Annotated in this window: 18 protein-coding genes and 4 pseudogenes; 17 read left to right on the top strand and 5 right to left on the bottom strand. The window is 49.2% G+C overall.

The annotated features are described in order from the left end of the window. The 3 genes and pseudogenes from ACUU1M_RS10995 to ubiA all read left to right on the top strand — a co-directional run. Nucleotides 1-1404 (top strand): annotated as a pseudogene (locus ACUU1M_RS10995) (SopA family protein); the annotation flags it as partial. Between the two features lie 222 nt (nucleotides 1405-1626). Beyond that, nucleotides 1627-2124: a chorismate lyase gene (gene ubiC / locus ACUU1M_RS10990; RefSeq protein WP_001295693.1), complete on the top strand. Its 498-nt coding sequence runs from the start codon at nucleotides 1627-1629 to the stop codon at nucleotides 2122-2124. A gap of 12 nt (nucleotides 2125-2136) precedes the next feature. Beyond that, nucleotides 2137-3009, top strand: a complete 873-nt coding sequence (ubiA, locus tag ACUU1M_RS10985) for a 4-hydroxybenzoate octaprenyltransferase (protein ID WP_000455228.1) — start codon at nucleotides 2137-2139, stop codon at nucleotides 3007-3009. A 154-nt stretch (nucleotides 3010-3163) separates the two neighbouring features. Here ubiA and plsB read toward each other — a convergent pair whose 3' ends face one another. Then, the gene (gene plsB / locus ACUU1M_RS10980) at nucleotides 3164-5587 is read right to left on the bottom strand and encodes a glycerol-3-phosphate 1-O-acyltransferase PlsB (protein ID WP_005050606.1); all 2424 of its coding nucleotides are present in this window, start codon (nucleotides 5585-5587) and stop codon (nucleotides 3164-3166) included. A 170-nt stretch (nucleotides 5588-5757) separates the two neighbouring features. Between plsB and dgkA the strand changes: the two genes are divergently transcribed. From dgkA to ACUU1M_RS10960, 4 genes and pseudogenes are all read left to right on the top strand, one after another. Then, a complete protein-coding gene (dgkA, locus tag ACUU1M_RS10975; RefSeq protein ID WP_000002907.1) occupies nucleotides 5758-6126 on the top strand; it encodes a diacylglycerol kinase in 369 nt (122 codons plus the stop codon). Between the two features lie 109 nt (nucleotides 6127-6235). Then, nucleotides 6236-6844: a transcriptional repressor LexA gene (gene lexA / locus ACUU1M_RS10970; RefSeq protein ID WP_000646078.1), complete on the top strand. Its 609-nt coding sequence runs from the start codon at nucleotides 6236-6238 to the stop codon at nucleotides 6842-6844. A 72-nt stretch (nucleotides 6845-6916) separates the two neighbouring features. Next, nucleotides 6917-8058: pseudogene (gene dinF, locus ACUU1M_RS10965) on the top strand (MATE family efflux transporter DinF). A 115-nt stretch (nucleotides 8059-8173) separates the two neighbouring features. Beyond that, nucleotides 8174-8383, top strand: coding sequence for a CsbD family protein (locus tag ACUU1M_RS10960; protein WP_001030593.1), 210 nt, complete (start codon nucleotides 8174-8176; stop codon nucleotides 8381-8383). A 41-nt stretch (nucleotides 8384-8424) separates the two neighbouring features. Here the strand turns inward: ACUU1M_RS10960 and zur are convergent, their stop codons facing one another. After that, nucleotides 8425-8940 (bottom strand): zinc uptake transcriptional repressor Zur, encoded by a 516-nt coding sequence (zur, locus tag ACUU1M_RS10955; RefSeq protein ID WP_005077290.1) that lies wholly within the window; start codon nucleotides 8938-8940, stop codon nucleotides 8425-8427. A gap of 317 nt (nucleotides 8941-9257) precedes the next feature. Here zur and ACUU1M_RS10950 point away from each other — a divergent pair. The 3 genes and pseudogenes from ACUU1M_RS10950 (at nucleotide 9258) to pspG (ending at nucleotide 12019) form a co-directional block, all read left to right on the top strand. Continuing rightward, nucleotides 9258-10243, top strand: a pseudogene (locus ACUU1M_RS10950) (DUF2713 family protein). Nucleotides 10244-10605: 362 nt separating this feature from the next. After that, nucleotides 10606-11643, top strand: a complete 1038-nt coding sequence (dusA, locus tag ACUU1M_RS10945) for a tRNA dihydrouridine(20/20a) synthase DusA (protein WP_005050598.1) — start codon at nucleotides 10606-10608, stop codon at nucleotides 11641-11643. A 133-nt stretch (nucleotides 11644-11776) separates the two neighbouring features. Further along, nucleotides 11777-12019, top strand: a complete 243-nt coding sequence (gene pspG, locus ACUU1M_RS10940; protein ID WP_000891402.1) for an envelope stress response protein PspG — start codon at nucleotides 11777-11779, stop codon at nucleotides 12017-12019. 165 nt (nucleotides 12020-12184) lie between these two features. Here pspG and ACUU1M_RS10935 read toward each other — a convergent pair whose 3' ends face one another. Next, nucleotides 12185-13168, bottom strand: a complete 984-nt coding sequence (locus ACUU1M_RS10935) for a quinone oxidoreductase (RefSeq protein WP_000235502.1) — start codon at nucleotides 13166-13168, stop codon at nucleotides 12185-12187. An 82-nt stretch (nucleotides 13169-13250) separates the two neighbouring features. Between ACUU1M_RS10935 and dnaB the strand changes: the two genes are divergently transcribed. The 3 genes from dnaB to tyrB all read left to right on the top strand — a co-directional run bounded on the left by dnaB (nucleotide 13251) and on the right by tyrB (nucleotide 17244). After that, on the top strand, nucleotides 13251-14666 hold the full coding sequence (gene dnaB, locus ACUU1M_RS10930) for a replicative DNA helicase (protein WP_000918363.1): 1416 nt from the start codon (nucleotides 13251-13253) through the stop codon (nucleotides 14664-14666). A gap of 52 nt (nucleotides 14667-14718) precedes the next feature. Next, complete coding sequence (gene alr / locus ACUU1M_RS10925; RefSeq protein WP_001147328.1) at nucleotides 14719-15798, top strand: alanine racemase; 1080 nt, start codon at nucleotides 14719-14721, stop codon at nucleotides 15796-15798. A gap of 252 nt (nucleotides 15799-16050) precedes the next feature. Then, nucleotides 16051-17244 (top strand): aromatic amino acid transaminase, encoded by a 1194-nt coding sequence (gene tyrB / locus ACUU1M_RS10920; RefSeq protein ID WP_000486968.1) that lies wholly within the window; start codon nucleotides 16051-16053, stop codon nucleotides 17242-17244. A 503-nt stretch (nucleotides 17245-17747) separates the two neighbouring features. Here the strand turns inward: tyrB and ACUU1M_RS10915 are convergent. Next, a pseudogene (locus tag ACUU1M_RS10915) lies at nucleotides 17748-17952 on the bottom strand (hypothetical protein). Nucleotides 17953-18353: 401 nt separating this feature from the next. On the opposite strand from ACUU1M_RS10915, the gene aphA reads away from it, so the two are divergent. The 3 genes from aphA to ACUU1M_RS10900 all read left to right on the top strand — a co-directional run bounded on the left by aphA (nucleotide 18354) and on the right by ACUU1M_RS10900 (nucleotide 19954). Further along, nucleotides 18354-19067: an acid phosphatase AphA gene (aphA, locus tag ACUU1M_RS10910; protein ID WP_001317548.1), complete on the top strand. Its 714-nt coding sequence runs from the start codon at nucleotides 18354-18356 to the stop codon at nucleotides 19065-19067. Nucleotides 19068-19177: 110 nt separating this feature from the next. Then, nucleotides 19178-19594 carry a secondary thiamine-phosphate synthase enzyme YjbQ gene (locus tag ACUU1M_RS10905; RefSeq protein WP_000270367.1) on the top strand — a complete coding sequence of 139 codons (417 nt, stop codon included), beginning with the start codon at nucleotides 19178-19180 and terminating at the stop codon, nucleotides 19592-19594. Between the two features lie 3 nt (nucleotides 19595-19597). After that, nucleotides 19598-19954, top strand: coding sequence for an MmcQ/YjbR family DNA-binding protein (locus tag ACUU1M_RS10900; RefSeq protein ID WP_000155657.1), 357 nt, complete (start codon nucleotides 19598-19600; stop codon nucleotides 19952-19954). A 34-nt stretch (nucleotides 19955-19988) separates the two neighbouring features. Here ACUU1M_RS10900 and uvrA read toward each other — a convergent pair whose 3' ends face one another. Next, entirely contained in the window at nucleotides 19989-22811 is a 2823-nt protein-coding gene (uvrA, locus tag ACUU1M_RS10895; protein ID WP_000357753.1) for an excinuclease ABC subunit UvrA, read from the bottom strand. A gap of 253 nt (nucleotides 22812-23064) precedes the next feature. Between uvrA and ssb1 the strand changes: the two genes are divergently transcribed. Further along, nucleotides 23065-23601 carry a single-stranded DNA-binding protein SSB1 gene (gene ssb1, locus ACUU1M_RS10890; RefSeq protein ID WP_000168305.1) on the top strand — a complete coding sequence of 179 codons (537 nt, stop codon included), beginning with the start codon at nucleotides 23065-23067 and terminating at the stop codon, nucleotides 23599-23601. Nucleotides 23602-23692 lie beyond the last annotated feature (91 nt).

Below are 23692 nucleotides of genomic sequence, written 5' to 3'. Positions count from 1 at the left end.
GAAAAAAATCATGCAATAAATATGTTACGTGAAGTCTCAATTAGTAATGATACTATAAGTGTAAAATTCTACAGAAATGAAAAAATAGAATGTGCTTGTAATTTTCTGATGGATAAAGATGCGCAGGGGTATATCGACCTGTCTGATTTTGATTTAACAAATTGTCATTTTAAAGGTGACGTTATTTCTAAGGTGTCTTTTTTATCATCAAATCTACAACATGTAACTTTCGAATGTAAAGAAATTGAGAATTGCAATTTTACTAAGGCAACAGTTGATAATGTCATATTTAAATGTCGACGTTTACACAATGTGATTTTTCTCAAAACGAGTGGCGAATGTGTTGATTTTAGCCAAAATATTCTTGATACAGTTGACTTCTCGCAGAGTCAACTTGGTCATAGTAATTTTCGCGAATGTCAGATTAGAAATTCAAACTTCGATAATTGTTATCTTTACGCTTCGCACTTCACCAGAGCAGAGTTTCTGTCTGCCAAAGAAATATCATTTATTAAATCGAATTTGACAGCTGTTATGTTTGATCATGTGCGAATGTCGACAGGGAATTTTTAAGATTGCATTACAGAACAATTGGAATTAACTATTGATTATTCAGATATATTTGGGAATGAAGATCTCGATGGTTATATCAATAACATTATAAAAATGATTGATACATTGCCAGATAATGCAATGATATTGAAATCCGTTCTGGCAGTAAAACTGGTGATGCAATTAAAAATTCTCAATATTGTTAATAAAAACTTTATTGAGAATATGAAGAAAACATTTAGCCATTGTCCTTATATAAAAGATCCAATTATACGTAGTTATATACATTCTGGGGAAGATGACAAGTTCGATAATTTTATGCGTCAACATCGATTCAGTAAGGTGAATTTCGATACCCAACAGATGATCCATTTTATTAACAGATTTAATATGAATAAAGGGCTGGTTGATAAAAATAACAATTTTTTTATCCAACTTATCGATCAGGCCTTACGATCAACGGATGATATGATCAAAGCAAATGCCTGGTATCTTTATAAAGAGTGGATTCGTAGTGATGATGTTTCACCTATATTTATAGAAACTGAAGAAAAGTTAAGAACCTTTAACACTAATAAATTAACACGAAACGATAATATATTTATCCTGTTCTCCTCTGTCGATGATGGGCCTGTTATGGTGGTAAGCTCCCAGCGCTTACATGATATGTTGAATCCTACAAAAGATACCAATTGGAATTCCACGTGTATCTATAAATCCAGACATAAGATGTTGCCTATTAATCTTACTCAGGAAACACTTTTCAGCTCCAAATCTCATGGTAAATATGCGCTTTTCCCAATTTTTACTGCGAGTTGGCGAGCTACTCGTATAAAGAATAAAGGTATTTAAGTAAAGGAAAACATCACCGTTCCTAGCATCATGGGCGGTGATGCCCCTATGGTTGCCCTCGCCAGCACGGGCATCGGCACAGCGTAAGGTTCAACAGCGTTTTACCACTTCATGCGATTGTTGCGTTTTTGTTGCGCATTAGATCACTTAATTTGCTTTACATCTCCCGTAAACACTTTTCTGCGATACAATGCCTTTACGTTATGTAACGGAGAGTTCGGCATGTCACACCCCGCGTTAACGCAACTGCGTGCGCTGCGCTATTTTAAAGAGATCCCTGCCCTGGATCCGCAACTGCTCGACTGGCTGTTGCTGGAGGATTCCATGACAAAACGTTTTGAACAGCAGGGAAAAACGGTGAGTGTGACGATGATCCGCGAGGGGTTTGTCGAGCAGAATGAAATCCCCGAAGAACTGCCGCTGCTGCCGAAAGAGTCTCGTTACTGGTTACGTGAAATTTTGTTATGTGCCGATGGTGAACCGTGGCTTGCCGGTCGTACCGTCGTTCCTGTATCAACATTAAGCGGGCCGGAACTAGCGTTACAAAAATTGGGTAAAACGCCGTTAGGACGCTATCTGTTCACATCATCGACACTAACCCGGGATTTTATCGAGATAGGCCGTGATGCCGGACTGTGGGGGCGACGTTCCCGCCTGCGATTAAGCGGTAAACCGCTGTTGCTAACAGAACTGTTTTTACCGGCGTCACCGTTGTACTAAGAGGAAAAAAATATGGAGTGGAGTCTGACGCAGAATAAGCTGCTGGCGTTTCATCGCTTAATGCGTACGGATAAGCCAATTGGCGCGTTACTGCTGCTCTGGCCAACATTATGGGCGTTGTGGGTGGCGACACCGGGCGTTCCTCAGCTCTGGATCCTGGCGGTGTTTGTCGCGGGTGTCTGGCTGATGCGCGCTGCTGGTTGCGTGGTGAATGATTATGCTGATCGCAAGTTTGATGGTCATGTTAAGCGCACGGCGAACCGACCACTTCCCAGCGGCGCGGTAACAGAGAAAGAGGCGCGCGCGCTGTTTGTAGTGCTGGTACTGATTTCGTTTTTACTGGTTCTGACGCTGAATACGATGACCATTCTGTTGTCGATTGCCGCTCTGGCATTGGCGTGGGTGTACCCGTTTATGAAGCGGTATACCCATCTCCCGCAAGTGGTGCTGGGCGCGGCGTTTGGCTGGTCGATTCCAATGGCTTTTGCCGCTGTGAGTGAGTCGGTGCCATTGAGTTGCTGGTTAATGTTCCTCGCCAATATTCTCTGGGCGGTGGCTTACGACACGCAGTATGCGATGGTTGACCGCGATGATGATGTGAAGATTGGCATTAAATCCACGGCAATCCTGTTCGGCCAATACGATAAATTGATTATTGGTATTTTGCAGATTGGCGTACTGGCACTGATGGCGATCATCGGTGAGTTAAATGGCTTAGGCTGGGGATATTACTGGTCAATTGTGGTGGCTGGCGCGCTGTTTGTTTATCAACAAAAACTGATTGCCAACCGCGAGCGTGAAGCCTGCTTTAAAGCATTTATGAATAATAACTATGTTGGTCTGGTACTGTTTTTAGGACTGGCAATGAGTTACTGGCATTTCTGATGATGTAAAAAAGCCGGATGATCATCCGGCTTTCTTCTGGGTTGCCTGATGCGCTGCGCTTCTCAGGCCTACCCGGTGAATCGCAATTTATTGAATTTGCAGGTCATGGTAGGCCGGATAAGGCGTTTTCGCCGCATCCGGCAATTCTCTCTGATTACCCTTCGCCCTGCGTCGCACTCTCAATCGTCAAACGCACGTCTGATGTAATCAACTCCGCCAGCAACTGATAAACCTTCATCGTTTCTGCTGGTTCGGCATCGCCGCTATCGCTGATATACCCTTCATCACGCAGCGTCAGCACCAGAGAACTGAACACCGCCTTGTCGAAGAACTCCGGCGCGTTGATGCCGTGCAGCACGGAGAGACGTTGCGCAACGGTGCGGCTCTCTTTCTCCAGCGTACCGCGGTTGATCGACGGGTTGGCACTCAACAACCAGAAGGTGATGGCATAACGTTGCAGCGTTTCGCGCGCGCCTGCGGCCAGCAGCTGTAGGGTGCGAGAATGCGCCGGGTTGATATGCAACTCATCATCTTGCAGGGTAATCAGCCCCTGACGTTGCATCTCATTTGCCAGCGCATCAATAACGTCCGGCAACTCGTCGCGATCCCAGCGCAGGAACAGCTCCGCTTTCAGCATTGGGTAAAGCACATTGACGTGCTCCATCAATACGTCGCGGGAGATGTGGCGATGCTGGGTGACAATTGCCGCCATCAGCGAAGGCAGCACCAACATATGCGCAATGTTGTTGCGATAGTAGGTCATCAGCACCGCTTGCTCGCGTGGCAGAATGATGATGTCGCCGATAGTGTCTTTCTCGACTTCAAACTTGTTCATTTGCAGCGCGTGATCGATAAGCTCGCTGGCGCTGGCTGAAGGAACGGTAGAGTCCGTGGAGTAAGGTACGTTGCGCATCAGATCCAGGTAGCAGTTGAGTTGCTCGGTTAACTGCTCGCGGGTGAGTGAGCGCTGACGTGATGCCAGTAGCGCAGTACAGCACAGGTTCATGGCGTTTGCCGCGCCTGCGTTGTTAATGCGTACCATCAGATCGGCAGCAATATTATTGACCGTCGGCGTTAACCAGGCCGGACGCACCGCTTCGATGGGATCGATAGATTCACGCCAGTCTGGTACGTGCTGGTTAAGGTAGGTCATCAACGGCATTGGTTCACCGAAGTTGACGTAACCCTGACCGAGATTACGCAGCTTGCTTAAACCGCGAAGCATCTGCGGCAGGCTCTCTTTCTCTTTCGTCGCGCCGCGCAGTTCTTTGGCGTAAGTACCCACTTCCATGACGTGCTCATAACCGATATAGATCGGAATCAGCGTAATCGGACGCGTGCCGCCACGCAGCATCGCCTGAATGGTCATCGACAGCGTACCGGTTTTCGGATCCAGCAAACGCCCCGTGCGGGAACGACCGCCTTCCACGAAGTACTCGACGGAATAACCACGGCTGAACAGTTCGCCGAGATACTCACGGAAAACGGTGGAATAAAGTTTATTGCCTTTAAAAGTACGGCGAATAAAGAACGCCCCCAGACGGCGGAAAATCGGCCCGGCCGGCCAGAAGTTCAGGTTGATCCCGGCGGCGATATGCGGCGGCACCAGCCCCTGGTGGTACAGCACGTAAGAAAGTAGCAGGTAGTCCATGTGACTGCGGTGGCAAGGCACATACACCAGCTCATGACCGTCGTGGGCCAGCTGGCGAACGCGCTCGGCGTTATGGACGTTGATGCCCTGATAAAATCGGTTCCAGGTGAAGCCCAGAATGCGGTCAGTCAGGCGGATCATCTCGTAAGAGAAATTCGCCGCAATCTCTTCCATCAGCGCAATCGCGTTCTGCTGCGCTTTTTCATGGGAGATTTTTTTGCTGCGCGCTTCATCTTCTACCGCTTTGGCAATGGCGCGGGAGGCGAGCAGCTTATTAAACAGATCCTGACGAGCAGGCAGACGTGGGCCTACGGCAGCCAGACGTTGACGGGCAAAGTGCATACGCGCCACGCGCGCCAGTTTCTGAGCGATAGTTTTATCCGTGCCGTGTTCATCCGCCATACGGCGCAGCGACACTGACGGCGAGAAACGCACAAAACTGTCGCGACCGAGCCACAGTACAGCGAAAAATTTCTGTACGCCGTTAAGCATACGCAGCGGCGGGTTCACTTCGCCTTTTTCACGCCCCGGCGCGCGACCAAACATCACCGATACTGGCACCATCTGCACATCCAGATTTGGGTTGCTACGGTGCAAATCGAGATAGTCGTGGAAAAGCTTAATAGACTCTTCTTTCGGCGTGTAATAGGTGAATACACGCGGCCCGCCGTGAATGAACACATAGCGCGGCAGTAGCGTGCCGTCGATTTCCAGCGGCTCTAACGGGTCAGGCAAATCATGTGCCAGACACTGGGCGCGCAACGTCAGCAAATCTGCTTTCGAGTTGTACGGTAAAACGTACATAATTGGACGAGAGGTATCCAGCCCCAGTTCCGGGGCAGGATCTGCCGGAATAGACTTGCTTTTTACCAGGATGCTTAATGGTAAATTCAGTAATTTGTAGTAAATTCGTGGCCAGCCGGACATAAACGATGTAAAGCCTCTGGTTAATAATGCAAATGCGCGGCAAGGATAGCAGAAAGTCATGGGAAATTCTGTGGTATCCGCTCATGTTTCGCGCGGCGTTACGCAAACCCGAATCATCGGATTTAACGGTACACTGATATTGACGCTCATAATGTAAAAAGGTTCTTTCAATGGCCAATAATACCACTGGATTCACCCGAATTATCAAAGCTGCTGGCTATTCCTGGAAAGGTTTACGCGCTGCATGGATCAACGAAGCGGCATTCCGTCAGGAAGGCGTAGCGGTATTGTTGGCGGTGGTCATCGCCTGCTGGCTGGATGTGGACGCAATTACCCGCGTGCTGCTTATCAGCTCCGTGATGCTGGTGATGATTGTGGAAATCCTCAATAGCGCCATCGAAGCAGTGGTTGACCGAATTGGCTCTGAATACCATGAGCTTTCCGGACGCGCAAAAGATATGGGATCCGCCGCGGTGCTGATTGCCATTATCGTCGCCGTGATTACCTGGTGCATCCTGTTATGGTCGCATTTTGGATAACCCTTCCAGATTTCGATAAATCTCTGGTTTATTGTGCAGTTTATGGTTCCAAAATCGCCTTTTGCTGTATATACTCACAGCATAACTGTATATACACCCAGGGGGCGGAATGAAAGCGTTAACGGCCAGGCAACAAGAGGTGTTTGATCTCATCCGTGATCACATCAGCCAGACAGGTATGCCGCCGACGCGTGCGGAAATCGCGCAGCGTTTGGGGTTCCGTTCCCCAAACGCGGCTGAAGAACATCTGAAGGCGCTGGCACGCAAAGGCGTTATTGAAATTGTTTCCGGCGCATCACGCGGGATTCGTCTGTTGCAGGAAGAGGAAGAAGGGTTGCCGCTGGTAGGTCGTGTGGCTGCCGGTGAACCGCTTCTGGCGCAACAGCATATTGAAGGTCATTATCAGGTCGATCCTTCCTTGTTCAAGCCGAATGCTGATTTCCTGCTGCGCGTCAGCGGGATGTCGATGAAAGATATCGGCATTATGGATGGCGACTTGCTGGCAGTGCATAAAACTCAGGATGTACGTAACGGTCAGGTCGTTGTCGCACGTATTGATGACGAAGTTACCGTTAAGCGCCTGAAAAAACAGGGCAATAAAGTCGAACTGTTGCCAGAAAATAGCGAGTTTAAACCAATTGTCGTTGACCTTCGTCAGCAGAGCTTCACCATTGAAGGGCTGGCGGTTGGGGTTATTCGCAACGGCGACTGGCTGTAACATATCTCTGAGACCGCGATGCCGCCTGGCGTCGCGGTTTGTTTTTCATCTCTCTTCATCAGGCTTGTCTGCATGGCATTCCTCACTTCATCTGATAAAGCACTCTGGCATCTCGCCTTACCCATGATTTTCTCCAATATCACCGTTCCGTTGCTGGGACTGGTCGATACGGCGGTAATTGGTCATCTTGATAGTCCGGTTTATTTGGGCGGCGTGGCGGTTGGTGCAACGGCGACCAGCTTTCTCTTTATGCTGTTGCTGTTTTTACGCATGAGCACCACCGGGCTGACTGCGCAGGCTTATGGTGCCAAAAATCCTCAGGCATTAGCCCGTGCGCTGGTGCAACCGTTGCTGTTGGCGTTGGGGGCCGGGGCGTTAATTGCGCTGTTGCGTACGCCGATTATCGATCTGGCGCTGCATATTGTTGGCGGTAGTGAAGCGGTCCTGGAACAGGCGCGGCGCTGGCGACGGTTATTGCGGAATATGCAACATTGCTGATTGGTCTGCTAATGGTGCGTAAAATCCTCAAACTACGCGGAATTTCCGGCGAAATGCTGAAAACTGCCTGGCGAGGAAACTTCCGTCGCTTGCTGGCGCTTAACCGCGATATCATGCTGCGTTCGCTGTTGTTGCAACTCTGTTTCGGCGCGATCACCGTACTTGGTGCGCGACTGGGGAGTGACATTATCGCTGTTAACGCGGTTCTGATGACGCTACTCACCTTTACCGCCTATGCGCTTGATGGTTTTGCCTACGCGGTTGAAGCGCACTCCGGTCAGGCATACGGTGCGCGCGACGGTAGCCAGTTGCTGGATGTATGGCGGGCAGCGTGCCGCCAGTCGGGGATTGTAGCGTTACTGTTTTCGGTGGTTTATTTGCTGGCAGGGGAACACATCATTGCGTTGCTGACGTCGTTAACCCAGATTCAGCAGCTGGCTGACCGCTATCTTATCTGGCAGGTGATTTTGCCGTTGGTTGGCGTCTGGTGTTATCTGCTGGACGGCATGTTTATAGGCGCAACGCGTGCCGCCGAAATGCGTAACAGTATGGCGGTGGCCGCCGCAGGTTTTGCGCTGACGCTCCTTACGCTGCCGTGGCTGGGTAATCATGGTTTGTGGCTGGCATTAACCGTCTTTCTGGCGTTGCGCGGGCTTTCTCTGGCGGCTATCTGGCGGCGTCACTGGCGCAACGGTACCTGGTTTGCCGCAACGTGACGGTTAAAAATTCTGAATAAATTATCCTAAGCCAAATTGCTGACTACACTTAATCTCACGTTCAGAAGAAAAGTGAACGTACTCTCATTCACAACCTAACGATGAGGTCTTGATTATGAATAAAGATGAAGCCGGCGGTAACTGGAAACAGTTTAAAGGTAAAGTGAAAGAGCAATGGGGCAAACTGACCGATGATGATATGACGATCATTGAAGGTAAACGTGATCAACTGGTCGGTAAAATCCAGGAACGTTATGGTTATCAGAAAGATCAGGCAGAAAAAGAGGTCGTGGATTGGGAAACCCGCAATGAATATCGCTGGTAATTAATCCCTCCTGCCCGACGTGTACAAGGATGTACGCCCTCTTAACGCGGTTTCTTTTTCACCTGCACAGAGTGATCATGCTGGCACTGTTCAGGATGACGACACGTTTCCACTTCCACGCATGCCGCACAGAGCCCATGTGCTTCAATCACATTATGCCGCAGGGCAAACCCCATTTTTGCCGCCAGCGTATGCATAATGTCTTCCACGCCTTCTGCACACTCTTCTTTCACCGCGCCGCAGCGATCGCAAATAAACATGGCTGACGTATGCGTGGGCTGGTCGAACAGATGACAGAGCACATAACTGTTGGTGGATTCCACCTTATGCACAAAACCTTGCTCAAGCAGAAAATCCAGCGCGCGATAAACCGTTGGCGGCTTGGCTTGCGGTTCAGCTTCGCGCAGTAAATCAAGCAGATCATAAGCGCTGATAGCGCCATCCTGCAGACTCATCAGGCGCAACACTTCCAGGCGCTGTGGGGTCAGGCGCACATTACGCTGCGCGCAGATTTTTTCAGCCTGCGCTAATAACTCCTGCGTTGTGGTCTTTTCCATCGGGCACCTCAAAGTGGGGGTTAAGAATGTCCTTACTTTACCATGTTCCAGGAAAAACACCGAGAACCCTTATTGTTGCCGTAATGTTGATTTTCTGTTTTGTAGGTAAGGTGTTGTGTTGCCTTGTCGTACCATTATCAACACGATAATAATTAATAATTCATTTTTAAATAAATTGCTTCAAGTTAACTCGCTATTTATTTAACTGGGTTTAAACGCATACCTGTAGTTCAGAAATTATGAGCGATTTTTGATAGTGACCAGATGGCAAAAGAATTATAAGGAGGACACGGTACGACAAAAAAGGTAGATGAATCATGTTGAAGATAATACCCGGTGCAACTGGATACTTTAATAAAACACTCAATTCAAATCAATTCGAAAATAAAGATGCAACCAAAGATAAATTGGATAATAGAGGTTCAATCAAAGGTAAATTAAATAATATATATGGTAAATCTATTGATTATGCAGCGCTGCGTCATCGGGATATAATTATTGCAAAAATAGATTTGTTTATTCAACGAATCACGCATAATTTATGGCATGCACGTAAAAAAATGTGTTTTTAATTGAGCAAATAAATGTTCTCAAAATGTGGGTCAATAAGTATACTGACGATTGCACTGATGAGGATTTAAACGATCGTGACTTTATTGCATCAGTTGTTGACCGGGCTATTTTTCATTTCGCGATTAATAGTATATGTAATCTTGGGGATAATAAAGATGCAATGCCCATTGAACAATGTACTTTTGATGTAGAAACTAAGAATGGCCTTCCCTCCACGGTTCAGCTATTTTATGAGGAATCTAAGGATAATGAACCTTTAGCGAATATACATTTTCAAGCAATAGGTTCTGGTTTTTTAACGTTTGTTAATGCCTGCCAGGAACATGATGACAACAGCTTAAAATTATTTGCTTCGCTGTTAATTTCACTTTCATATTCTAGTGCCTACGCAGATTTATCAGAAACAGTGTATATTAATGAAAATAATGAGAGCTACCTGAAAGCTCAGTTTGAAAAATTATATCAACGTGATATGAAGAAGTACCTGGGAGAGATGAAGCGTCTGGCAGATGGGGGAGAAATGAATTTTGATGGCTATCTGGATAAGATGTCACATCTGGTGAATGAAGGAACGCTCGATCCTGATATTTTAAGCAAAATGCGAGATGCTGCACCACAATTAATTAGCTTCGTGAAGTCGTTTGACCCAGCCTCAAAGGAAGAGATTAAAATACTTACAGACACTTCTAAATTAATTTATGACTTGTTCGGGGTTAAATCGGAGAAATAATATGTGAAGTTCTTCGATAGTATGGAAGGCATTATATAAAAGGACCCAATATTTATTAGGTTCTTTTTTCTCTATCAATGCTATTAGCAGGGAGATATATCACCAGAGTTTAATGTGTGATTTTTTATTTATCGTCGAACCTGGATTGTTTATCATTGGCCTTAACAAAGTTAACGGCTAATAAGATTATTTCCATCACTTCGTGAGAGCTTCATGCCTTGAGAGGATCTCAATTTTCTTTTGCAATGAGACAGGCGCTTCCTGTTGTTATGGTATAGTACCCCGCTATTGAGCCTCCTGAACAGTGAAGCTGAATAACATAACCCCATGATATATCGATAAAATAATCTCTACATTTGAAAATGCACGGTAATTCTGAAATGCAAAAAATCAACCAAACCAGCGCAATGCCTGAAAAAACTGACGTTCACTGGAGTGGTCGGTTTAGCGTTGCACCAATGCTCGACTGGACGGACAGACATTGCCGCTATTTCTTGCGTCTGCTTTCCCGCAATACGTTGCTTTATACCGAAATGGTGACCACAGGGGCGATTATTCACGGTAAAGGTGATTATCTGGCGTACAGTGAAGAAGAACATCCGGTAGCGTTGCAACTGGGCGGTAGCGATCCGGCGGCGCTGGCGCAGTGTGCAAAGCTGGCAGAAGCGCGCGGATATGATGAGATCAACCTGAATGTCGGCTGCCCGTCTGACCGGGTGCAGAACGGCATGTTTGGTGCGTGTCTGATGGGTAATGCGCAGCTGGTTGCCGACTGCGTGAAAGCGATGCGCGATGTGGTGTCGATTCCGGTGACGGTGAAAACGCGTATTGGCATCGACGACCAGGACAGCTATGAATTTCTCTGCGATTTCATCAATACCGTTTCCGGCAAAGGCGAGTGTGAGATGTTCATCATCCACGCACGTAAAGCCTGGCTTTCGGGGTTAAGCCCGAAAGAAAACCGTGAAATCCCGCCGCTCGATTATCCGCGTGTGTATCAACTGAAGCGTGACTTCCCGCATCTGACAATGTCGATTAACGGTGGTATCAAGTCGCTGGAAGAAGCTAAAGCGCATTTGCAACATATGGATGGCGTGATGGTCGGGCGCGAGGCGTATCAGAATCCGGGTATTCTGGCGGCGGTAGACCGGGAGATCTTTGGTTCCTCGGATACCGATGCCGATCCGGTGGCAGTAGTGCGTGCCATGTATCCGTACATTGAGCATGAACTCAGCCAGGGGACGTATCTCGGCCATATTATCCGGCATATGCTGGGTTTGTTCCAGGGTATTCCTGGCGCGCGGCAGTGGCGGCGTTATTTAAGTGAAAATGCCCATAAAGCGGGTGCTGACATTAACGTGCTGGAACACGCGCTCAAACTGGTGGCGGATAAGCGTTAACTTTTCACCAAAAAGTAGTCAAATTCACCACGCCCTGCGCACCGTCGCGGGGCGTTTTGCTGTTAAATCAATAGATTATTTTTGGCATGATTCTTGTAATGCCAGCAAGAGATTTCATATTTGGGAGAGCATCATGCTGGAACTACTTTTTGTGATTGGCTTTTTTGTCATGCTGATGGTCACCGGCGTTTCGTTGCTGGGCATTATCGCCGCGCTGGTTGTGGCGACGGCCATTATGTTCCTCGGCGGTATGCTGGCATTGATGATTAAGTTGCTGCCGTGGTTACTACTGGCGATTGCGGTGGTGTGGGTTATTAAGGCGATTAAAGCACCAAAAATGCCGAAATATCAGCGTTATGACCGCTGGCGTTACTAAGGGATTGTGCGGATGATCACAACCTAAGGTTTTATCCTTAGAACAAAATAGGAATTGATAATCAAATCTGTCACTATTGCGCCTCTAACAGATTCATCGTGCTGTACCCTACATACAGCCGAACTATAAAAAGAAAGGGCTTCCCAGGTGGAAGCCCTATTTCTTTTATGGAATCAGCAGGCTGGAACCTTGCGTCGCCCGGCTTTCCAGAATCTCATGCGCACGCTGCGCATCCTTCAGCGGATATTTCTGCTGCTCGGCGACATCGACCTTAATCACACCGCTGGCAATCAAAGAGAACAGTTCATTACTGGCCTCGGTTAATTCCTCCCGCGTGGTGATATAGCCTTGCAGGGAAGGGCGTGTCACATACAACGAGCCTTTTTGATTGAGAATGCCTAAGTTCACACCGGTAACCGCACCTGATGAGTTGCCAAAACTGACCATTAAGCCGCGGCGTTGCAGGCAATCCAGCGACCGTTCCCAGGTGTCTCTGCCCACGGAATCGTACACTACGCGCACTTTCTTACCGCCGGTGATCTCTTTCAATCGCTCGACCAGATTCTCTTCACGATAGTTAATAACCTGCCACGCGCCGGCTTTTAGCGCGCTCTGCGCTTTTTGCGCGGTTCCTACGGTGCCGATGAGTTTCGCGCCCAGGGCTTTTGCCCACTGGCAGGCAATTAAGCCAACGCCGCCAGCCGCTGCGTGGAACAGGAACTGTTCATCGGGTTTAATTTCATAGGTTTTGCGCAGCAGATAATAAACCGTTAAGCCTTTCAGGAAGGATGCCGCAGCTTGCTCAAAAGAAATTGCCGCAGGCAGAATCGCCGCTTTATCCGCATTAATGTTATGCACAGAGCTGTAAGCGCCTAACGCCGACTGCGCATAGACTACATGATCGCCAGCCTTAATATGCTTTACACCACTGCCGACTTTACTCACGATGCCTGCCGCTTCGGTACCTAATCCGCTGGGTAGCGATGGCGGCGGGTAAAGGCCGCTGCGGATATACGTGTCGATAAAATTGATGCCGATGGCTTTATTTTCGACCTGGATTTCATTCTCCGCCGGATCGGCAGGAGTGAACTCTACGGCTTGAAGTACTTCCGGGCCACCGTGCTTGTGAAATTCAATTCGTGTTGCCATGTGTCCTCCAGAACGTATCGTCAGGGTCTGCTTCATATGGTAAAGTTTCGACCCATTCTTTATTTCGGTAACTCCATTCACTATGGCAGGAAATAAACCCTTCAACAAACAGCAGGCTGAACCCCGCGAACGCGATCCACAAGTTGCCGGGCTGAAAGTGCCTCCGCACTCGATCGAAGCGGAGCAGTCGGTGTTGGGCGGTTTAATGCTGGATAACGAACGCTGGGATGATGTAGCCGAGCGTGTGGTAGCAGACGATTTTTACACCCGCCCACACCGTCATATCTTTACTGAAATGGCGCGTTTGCAGGAAAGCGGTAGTCCTATCGATCTGATTACCCTTGCGGAATCGTTGGAACGCCAGGGGCAACTCGATAGCGTCGGTGGTTTTGCTTATCTGGCAGAGCTGTCAAAAAATACGCCAAGTGCGGCGAACATCAGTGCTTATGCGGACATCGTGCGTGAACGTGCCGTTGTCCGTGAGATGATCTCGGTTGCGAATGAGATTGCTGAAGCCGGTTTTGATCCGCAGGGGCGTACCAGCGAAGATCTGCTGGACCTTGCTGAATCCCGCGTCTTTAAAATTGCCGAAAGTCGTGCAAACAAAGACGAAGGGCCGAAGAACATCGCCGATGTGCTCGACGCAACCGTGGCGCGTATTGAGCAGTTGTTTCAGCAGCCACACGATGGCGTTACCGGGGTAAACACCGGTTATGACGATCTCAACAAAAAAACCGCTGGCTTGCAGCCGTCGGATTTGATCATCGTCGCCGCGCGTCCGTCGATGGGTAAAACAACATTTGCGATGAACCTCGTCGAAAACGCGGCAATGTTGCAGGATAAACCAGTACTTATCTTCTCGCTGGAGATGCCATCAGAACAGATCATGATGCGTTCTCTGGCGTCGCTGTCGCGCGTTGACCAGACTAAAATCCGTACCGGGCAGCTCGATGATGAAGACTGGGCGCGCATTTCCGGCACCATGGGTATTTTGCTCGAAAAACGCAATATCTATATCGATGACTCTTCCGGCCTGACGCCAACGGAAGTGCGTTCCCGCGCACGCCGTATTGCCCGTGAACACGGCGGCATCGGGCTTATCATGATCGACTACCTGCAACTGATGCGCGTACCGGCGCTTTCCGATAACCGTACGCTGGAAATTGCAGAAATCTCCCGCTCGCTGAAAGCACTGGCGAAAGAACTGAACGTGCCGGTGGTGGCGCTGTCCCAGTTGAACCGTTCTCTGGAACAACGTGCCGACAAACGTCCGGTCAACTCCGACCTGCGTGAATCTGGCTCTATCGAGCAGGATGCGGACTTGATCATGTTTATCTATCGTGATGAGGTGTATCACGAAAACAGTGATTTAAAAGGCATCGCGGAAATTATTATCGGTAAACAACGTAACGGCCCAATCGGGACGGTACGCCTGACCTTTAACGGTCAATGGTCGCGCTTCGACAACTATGCGGGGCCGCAGTACGACGACGAATAATAATTATTTTATGAATTAGGTAATTAAAGCAAACAATTATCAAGGAACACAAATGCAAGCGGCAACTGTTGTGATTAACCGCCGCGCTCTGCGACACAACCTGCAACGTCTTCGTGAACTGGCACCTGCCAGTAAAATGGTTGCGGTGGTGAAAGCGAACGCTTATGGTCACGGTCTTCTTGAGACCGCGCGAACGCTCCCCGATGCTGACGCCTTTGGCGTAGCCCGTCTCGAAGAAGCTCTGCGACTGCGTGCGGGGGGAATCACCAAACCTGTACTGTTACTCGAAGGCTTTTTTGATGCCAGAGATCTGCCGACGATTTCTGCGCAACATTTTCATACCGCCGTGCATAACGAAGAACAGCTGGCTGCGCTGGAAGAGGCTAGCTTGGACGAGCCGGTTACCGTCTGGATGAAACTCGATACCGGTATGCACCGTCTGGGCGTAAGGCCGGAACAGGCTGAGGCGTTTTATCATCGCCTGACCCAGTGCAAAAACGTTCGTCAGCCGGTGAATATCGTCAGCCATTTTGCGCGCGCGGATGAACCAAAATGTGGCGCAACCGAGAAACAACTCGCTATCTTTAATACCTTTTGCGAAGGCAAACCTGGTCAACGTTCCATTGCCGCGTCGGGTGGCATTCTGCTGTGGCCACAGTCGCATTTTGACTGGGTGCGCCCGGGCATCATTCTTTATGGCGTCTCGCCGCTGGAAGATCGCTCCACCGGTGCCGATTTTGGCTGTCAGCCAGTGATGTCACTAACCTCCAGCCTGATTGCCGTGCGTGAGCATAAAGCCGGAGAGCCTGTTGGTTATGGTGGAACCTGGGTAAGCGAACGTGATACCCGTCTTGGCGTAGTCGCGATGGGCTATGGCGATGGTTATCCGCGCGCCGCGCCGTCCGGTACGCCAGTGCTGGTGAACGGTCGCGAAGTACCGATTGTCGGGCGCGTGGCGATGGATATGATCTGCGTAGACTTAGGTCCACAGGCGCAGGACAAAGCCGGGGATCCGGTCATTTTATGGGGCGAAGGTTTGCCCGTAGAACGTATCGCTGAAATGACGAAAGTAAGCGCTTACGAACTTATTACGCGCCTGACTTCAAGGGTCGCGATGAAATACGTGGATTAATCGTTCTGTAATATTTGATTGTCTGTGCCGGATGCGGCGTGAATGCCTTATCCGGCCAATAAAATCCTAAAAATTCAATAAGTTGATGTTCTTTCATGCTCTTATAAAGGTCGTGCCTCTGGCGGATGTACGTTTATCATTAGTCTCACTCTGTTGCTAATTGCCGTTCGCTCCTGAACATCCACTCGATCTTCGCCTTCTTCCGGTTTATTGTGTTTTAACCACCTGCCCGTAAACCTGGAGAACCATCGCGTGTTTCAAAAAGTTGACGCCTACGCTGGCGACCCGATTCTTACGCTTATGGAGCGTTTTAAAGAAGACCCTCGCAGCGACAAAGTGAATTTAAGTATCGGTCTGTACTACAACGAAGACGGAATTATTCCACAATTGAAAGCCGTGGCGGAGGCGGAAGCGCGCCTGAATGCGCAGCCCCATGGCGCTTCGCTTTATTTACCGATGGAAGGGCTTAACAGCTATCGCCATGCCATTGCGCCGCTGCTGTTTGGTGCGGACCATCCGGTACTGCAACAACAGCGCGTAGCAACCATTCAAACCCTTGGCGGCTCAGGGGCATTGAAAGTGGGCGCGGATTTCCTGAAACGCTACTTCCCGGAATCAGGCGTCTGGGTCAGCGATCCTACTTGGGAAAACCACGTAGCAATATTCGCCGGGGCTGGATTCGAAGTGAGTACTTACCCCTGGCATGACGAAGTGACTAACAGCGTGCGCTTTAATGACCTGTTGGCGACGCTGAAAACATTACCTGCCCGCAGTATTGTGTTGCTGCATCCATGTTGCCACAACCCAACGGGTGCCGATCTCACTAATGATCAGTGGGATGCGGTGATTGAAATTCTCAAAGCCCGCGAGCTTATCCCATTCCTCGATATTGCCTATCAAGGATTTAGTGCCGGTATGGAAGAGGATGCCTACGCTATTCGCGCCATTGCCAGCGCTGGATTACCCGCTCTGGTGAGCAATTCGTTCTCGAAAATTTTCTCCCTTTACGGCGAGCGCGTCGGCGGACTTTCTGTTCTGTGTGAAGATGCCGAAGCCGCTGGCCGCGTACTGGGGCAATTGAAAGCAACAGTTCGCTGCAACTACTCCAGCCCGCCGAATTTTGGTGCGCAGGTGGTGGCTGCAGTGCTGAATGACGAGGCATTGAAAGCCAGCTGGCTGGCGGAAGTAGAAGAGATGCGTACTCGCATTCTGGCAATGCGTCAGGAATTGGTGAAGGTATTAAGCACAGAGATGCCAGAACGCAATTTCGATTATCTGCTTAATCAGCGCGGCATGTTCAGTTATACCGGTTTAAGTGCCGCTCAGGTTGACCGACTACGTGAAGAATTTGGTGTCTATCTCATCGCCAGCGGTCGCATGTGTGTCGCCGGGTTAAATACGGCAAATGTACAACGTGTGGCAAAGGCGTTTGCTGCGGTGATGTAATGCAGGAAAGCAGGCTGGAGTTACCCAGCCTGCAGTGAAATTAAACTGTCGTCGCTTTCACTATTTCTTTGTAGATGATTTTTTTGATGCCGTTGTTCTACGTGAGAGATAATAAAACGTTGTCAGTTCTTTTATTGTTAAGTTTATCCCAATTATCTGGAATTCCTTTCCCTATTTTTTCGTGTGGAGTAATAATTTCTGCACATCTAACCATTATTAAATTTAATAATAAGTATCGGGTTTGTTACGATAGAATATTTCTATATCCTCAAGAATATGCTTTGCCTTATTGCCTGTGACTTTCTGAGATTCAATTATAGTATCGTTAAATTCTAATGTTAAAGAGAACTCTTTTTTTCCGCTTTGTGTAAGTTTAACCTTATATTGATTACCAATATCAAATAAAAAGGTCCTGTAATGAGAATAATCACCTTTAACCTCCTCGGCAAAACAGCAAAGCGTGCAAATATACATAAAGTCTTTCTTACCCCTGATTTTGTTAACTAAATCAATAAATGCGTGAAAAACTTTACTTGCAATAGAACTTGATACTTCTTCTCCAGGTCTACAAAAATCTTTTGCAATTTTTAACTGTGTTTCTATGTATAAAAAGAAATCTTTGGCATAAGAGATATCTTTATTATTTAGTGCATCTAGCTCAACAGGTAAAGATGTCGTTTTGTTGCTATTCACATATGATATATTCATATCATCATCTCCATCGCGAGTAATAAAATTAATCACCATTGTAGGGTAGGGGGCTGGTCAATCAGAAATCATCTTTATAAACTTCGATTGTTTTTGTAATGCTGTATCATTAAGTTCATTAAATCGTACAGCAGATAAATGTTCTATCAAATTTCGCTCATTTGCCGAGGATTCATCATAATAAACGTAAAATTAATGTATCCTTACATCGAGTAATAAACATTTTTTATACAAAAAAAGACAGGAACGTATTTACTGGGTTAAATATAATCATCCTGCTTTTCATCACAAAAACCGCAGATAATCCTTCCTTTCCCCGGCAGCTGGCGTTATGGTCAGATGGTTTTTGCAACAAATCTCACAATAAAAAGTTTCAACATACTGACTATTTAGGGAAAAATATGCGCAAGATCACACAGGCAATCAGTGCCGTTTGCTTATTGTTCGCTCTAAACAGTTCCGCTGTTGCCTTGGCCTCATCTCCTTCACCGCTTAACCCTGGGACTAACGTTGCTAGGCTTGCTGAACAGGCACCAATTCATTGGGTTTCGGTCGCACAAATTGAAAATAGCCTCGCAGGGCGTCCGCCAATGGCGGTGGGGTTTGATATCGATGACACGGTACTTTTTTCCAGTCCGGGGTTCTGGCGCGGCAAAAAAAACTTCTCGCCAGAAAGCGAAGATTATCTGAAAAATCCTGTGTTCTGGGAAAAAATGAATAATGGCTGGGATGAATTCAGCATTCCAAAAGAGGTCGCTCGCCAGCTGATTGATATGCATGTACGCCGCGGTGACGCGATCTTCTTTGTGACTGGTCGTAGCCCGACGAAAACAGAAACGGTTTCAAAAACGCTGGCGGATAATTTTCATATTCCTGCCACCAACATGAATCCGGTAATCTTTGCGGGCGATAAACCAGGGCAAAATACAAAATCGCAATGGCTGCAGGATAAAAATATCCGAATTTTTTATGGCGATTCCGATAACGATATTACCGCCGCACGCGATGTCGGCGCTCGTGGTATCCGCATTCTGCGCGCCTCCAACTCTACCTACAAACCCTTGCCACAAGCGGGTGCGTTTGGTGAAGAGGTGATCGTCAATTCAGAATACTGACAGAGCGGGAGAGAGTGATGCTCTCCCGAATGCTGTTTTTTTAATCACACCTTTATCCTTTCGCTGTCTTGCTGCAAACTGATTAAGAGAGTTTTATCAAGGAGCAGCACATGTGGTATCAAAAGACGCTCACGCTTAGCGCCAAATCTCGTGGGTTTCATCTGGTAACGGATGAAATTCTGAATCAGCTGGCTGATATGCCGCGCGTTAACATCGGCTTACTGCATCTGTTGCTGCAACATACCTCCGCCTCTCTGACACTTAATGAGAACTGCGATCCCACCGTACGCCACGACATGGAGTGTTTTTTCCTCCGCACCGTTCCCGACAACGGAAATTATGAGCATGACTATGAGGGAGCAGACGATATGCCTTCTCATATCAAATCCTCAATGCTGGGAACATCGCTTGTATTGCCGGTACATAAAGGGCGTATTCAGACCGGCACTTGGCAAGGCATCTGGCTGGGGGAACATCGCATCCACGGCGGATCGCGTCGCATCATCGCGACACTACAAGGGGAGTAAAAAATGACCATTTCGGAGTTGCTACAATATTGCATGGCAAAACCAGGCGCAGAACAGAGCGTGCATAACGACTGGAAAGCGACGCAGATCAAAGTGGAAGATGTACTGTTTGCGATGGTGAAAGAAGTAGAAAATCGCCCAGCTGTTTCGCTGAAAACCAGCCCGGAGCTGGCGGAGCTGCTACGTCAGCAGCACAGCGATGTGCGTCCTAGCCGCCATCTGAATAAAGCGCACTGGAGCACCGTGTATCTCGACGGTTCGCTGCCGGATTCGCAAATCTATTATCTGGTGGATGCGTCTTATCAGCAGGCAGTGAATTTACTACCGGAAGAAAAGCGTAAATTGCTGGTACAACTCTGAAAGGAAAAGGCCGCTCAGAAAGCGGCCTTAACGATTACAGCATCGGCTTGAGGAAGCGTGCCGTATGCGAAGCTTCGCACTCCGCGACGGTTTCTGGCGTACCGGAGACGAGGATTTCGCCGCCGCCACTGCCGCCTTCTGGTCCTAGGTCGACAATCCAGTCAGCGGTTTTGATCACGTCGAGATTGTGCTCAATCACCACAATGGTATTGCCCTGATCGCGCAGTTTATGCAGCACGTCGAGGAGTTGCTGAATATCGGCGAAGTGCAGACCGGTGGTCGGCTCGTCGAGAATATACAGCGTCTGCCCGGTGCCGCGTTTTGACAGCTCACGCGCCAGCTTCACGCGCTGGGCTTCACCACCAGAAAGTGTGGTTGCGGACTGCCCCAGGCGAATGTACGTCAGACCAACGTCCATCAACGTTTGCAGCTTACGCGCCAGAGCTGGCACCGCATCAAAGAACTCACGCGCCTCTTCGATGGTCATATCCAGCACTTCGTGGATGGTTTTGCCTTTGTACTTAATTTCCAGCGTTTCACGGTTATAGCGTTTACCTTTGCACTGATCGCACGGCACGTAGATATCCGGCAGGAAGTGCATCTCCACTTTGATCACACCGTCGCCCTGACAGGCTTCGCAGCGCCCGCCACGGACGTTAAAGCTGAAACGTCCTGGCGTATAACCACGCGCACGGGATTCCGGTACGCCCGCAAACAGTTCGCGCACAGGCGTAAACACGCCGGTATAGGTCGCCGGGTTAGAACGTGGAGTACGACCAATTGGGCTTTGGTCGATATCGATCACTTTATCGAAATGCTCCAGTCCCTGAATATCGCGATACGGTGCCGGTTCGGCGATGGTCGCACCATTCAACTGGCGTTGGGCAATCGGGAACAGTGTGTCGTTAATCAGCGTCGATTTACCGGAACCTGAAACCCCTGTGATGCAGGTAAACAGACCGACTGGCAGCGTGAGCGTCACGTCCTTCAGGTTGTTGCCGCGTGCGCCTGTCAGCTTCAGCACTTTTTCTGGATTCGCCGGAACGCGTTTCTTCGGCACTTCAATCTTGCGTTTACCGCTCATGTACTGCCCGGTCAACGATTCAGGCACCGCCATAATCGCTTCCAGCGGACCTTCTGCGACCACTTCACCGCCGTGAACACCCGCACCAGGACCGATATCGATCACATGGTCAGCGGCGCGAATTGCGTCTTCGTCATGCTCCACCACAATCACGGTATTACCGAGATCGCGCAGATGGATAAGCGTACCCAACAGGCGCTCGTTATCGCGCTGGTGCAGGCCGATAGACGGCTCGTCCAGCACGTACATAACGCCAACCAGGCCCGCACCAATCTGGCTCGCCAGACGGATACGCTGGGCTTCACCGCCGGAAAGTGTTTCTGCCGAGCGGGAAAGTGTCAGGTAATTCAGGCCGACGTTTACGAGGAATTTCAGGCGATCGCCGATCTCTTTAAGAATTTTTTCCGCAATCTTCGCCCGCTGACCAGCGAGTTTGAGATTGTTGAAGAATTCCATCGCATGACCGATGCTCATGTCGGAGATAGCAGGCAGCGGCGTATTCTCTACATAAACGTGGCGCGCTTCCCGACGCAGACGCGTCCCTTCGCAGCTGGCGCATGGGCGATTGCTGATAAACTTGGCTAATTCTTCACGTACCGCACTGGATTCTGTCTCTTTATAACGGCGCTCCATATTGTGCAGCACGCCTTCGAACGGATGACGACGGATGGAGGTATCGCCACGATCATTCATGTATTTGAATTCAATGTTTTCTTTGCCAGAACCGTACAACACCACTTTATGCACGTTCGCGCTCAGGCTGCCCCACGGCGCTTCGACGTCGAACTTATAGTGATCTGCCAGCGATTTCAGCATCTGGAAGTAATAGAAGTTGCGGCGATCCCAGCCACGGATCGCACCGCCAGCCAGTGACAGCTCGGGGTTTTGGATCACGCGGTCAGGATCGAAATATTGCTGTACGCCAAGGCCGTCACAGGTCGGGCAGGCACCTGCCGGGTTGTTAAACGAAAACAGTCGCGGCTCCAGTTCACGCATACTGTAGCCGCAAATTGGGCAGGCGAAGTTGGCGGAGAACAGCAGCTCTTCCGCTTTCGGGTCGTCCATATCCGCCACTACCGCTGTACCACCGGAAAGTTCCAGCGCGGTTTCAAACGACTCCGCAAGACGTTGGGTAAGATCGTCACGCACCTTGAAGCGATCAACCACCACTTCAATGGTATGTTTCTTTTGCAGTTCCAGTTTCGGCGGATCGGAAAGATCGCAGACTTCGCCATCAATACGAGTACGGATGTAACCCTGGCTTGCCAGGTTCTCCAGCGTTTTGGTGTGTTCGCCTTTGCGCTCTTTAATGATTGGCGCGAGCAGCATCAGACGCTTGCCTTCCGGCTGCGACAGCACGTTATCCACCATCTGGCTGACGGTTTGCGCCGCCAGCGGGACGTCGTGGTCCGGACAGCGCGGTTCGCCGACGCGGGCGAACAACAAACGCAAATAGTCGTGGATTTCGGTGATTGTCCCCACCGTAGAACGCGGGTTATGAGACGTCGATTTCTGCTCAATTGAGATGGCAGGAGAAAGCCCCTCAATATGATCGACGTCCGGCTTTTCCATCAGTGACAGAAACTGCCGCGCGTAGGCGGAAAGGGATTCAACGTAACGGCGCTGCCCTTCGGCATATAAGGTGTCGAAAGCGAGCGAGGATTTGCCAGAACCCGAAAGCCCGGTCACGACAATGAGCTTGTCGCGGGGGATAACGAGGTTGATGTTTTTGAGATTATGGGTGCGGGCGCCCCGAACTTCGATCTTATCCATTCACCTTTCCCGGATTAAACGCTTTTTTGCCCGGTGGCATGGTGCTACCGGCGATCACAAACGGTTAATTATGACACAAATTGACCTGAATGAATATACAGTATTGGAATGCATTATCCGGAGTGTTGTGTAACAATGTCTGGCCAGGTTTGTTTCCCGGAACCGAGGTCACAACATAGTAAAAGCGCTATTGGTAATGGTACAATCGCGCGTTTACACTTATTCAGAACGATTTTTTTCAGGAGACACGAACATGGCCAGCAGAGGCGTAAACAAGGTTATTCTCGTTGGTAATCTGGGTCAGGACCCGGAAGTACGCTACATGCCAAATGGTGGCGCAGTTGCCAACATTACGCTGGCTACTTCCGAATCCTGGCGTGATAAAGCGACCGGCGAGATGAAAGAACAGACTGAATGGCACCGCGTTGTGCTGTTCGGCAAACTGGCAGAAGTGGCGAGCGAATATCTGCGTAAAGGTTCTCAGGTTTATATCGAAGGTCAGCTGCGTACCCGTAAATGGACCGATCAATCCGGCCAGGATCGCTACACCACAGAAGTCGTGGTGAACGTTGGCGGCACCATGCAGATGCTGGGTGGTCGTCAGGGTGGTGGCGCTCCGGCAGGTGGCAATATCGGTGGTGGTCAGCCGCAGGGCGGTTGGGGTCAGCCTCAGCAGCCGCAGGGTGGCAATCAGTTCAGCGGCGGCGCGCAGTCTCGCCCGCAGCAGTCCGCTCCGGCAGCGCCGTCTAACGAGCCGCCGATGGACTTTGATGATGACATTCCGTTCTGATTTGTCATTAAAACAATAGGTTATATTGTTTTAAGGTGGATGATTAAAGCATCTGCCAGCCATAAAAAAGAAGCCTCCGTTATGGAGGCTT

It is taken from the genome of Shigella sp. SIG6 (genome assembly GCF_053555815.1).
The sequence above is the reverse complement of the archived record's forward strand: the minus strand, read 5'-3'. Positions and strand labels throughout refer to the sequence as shown.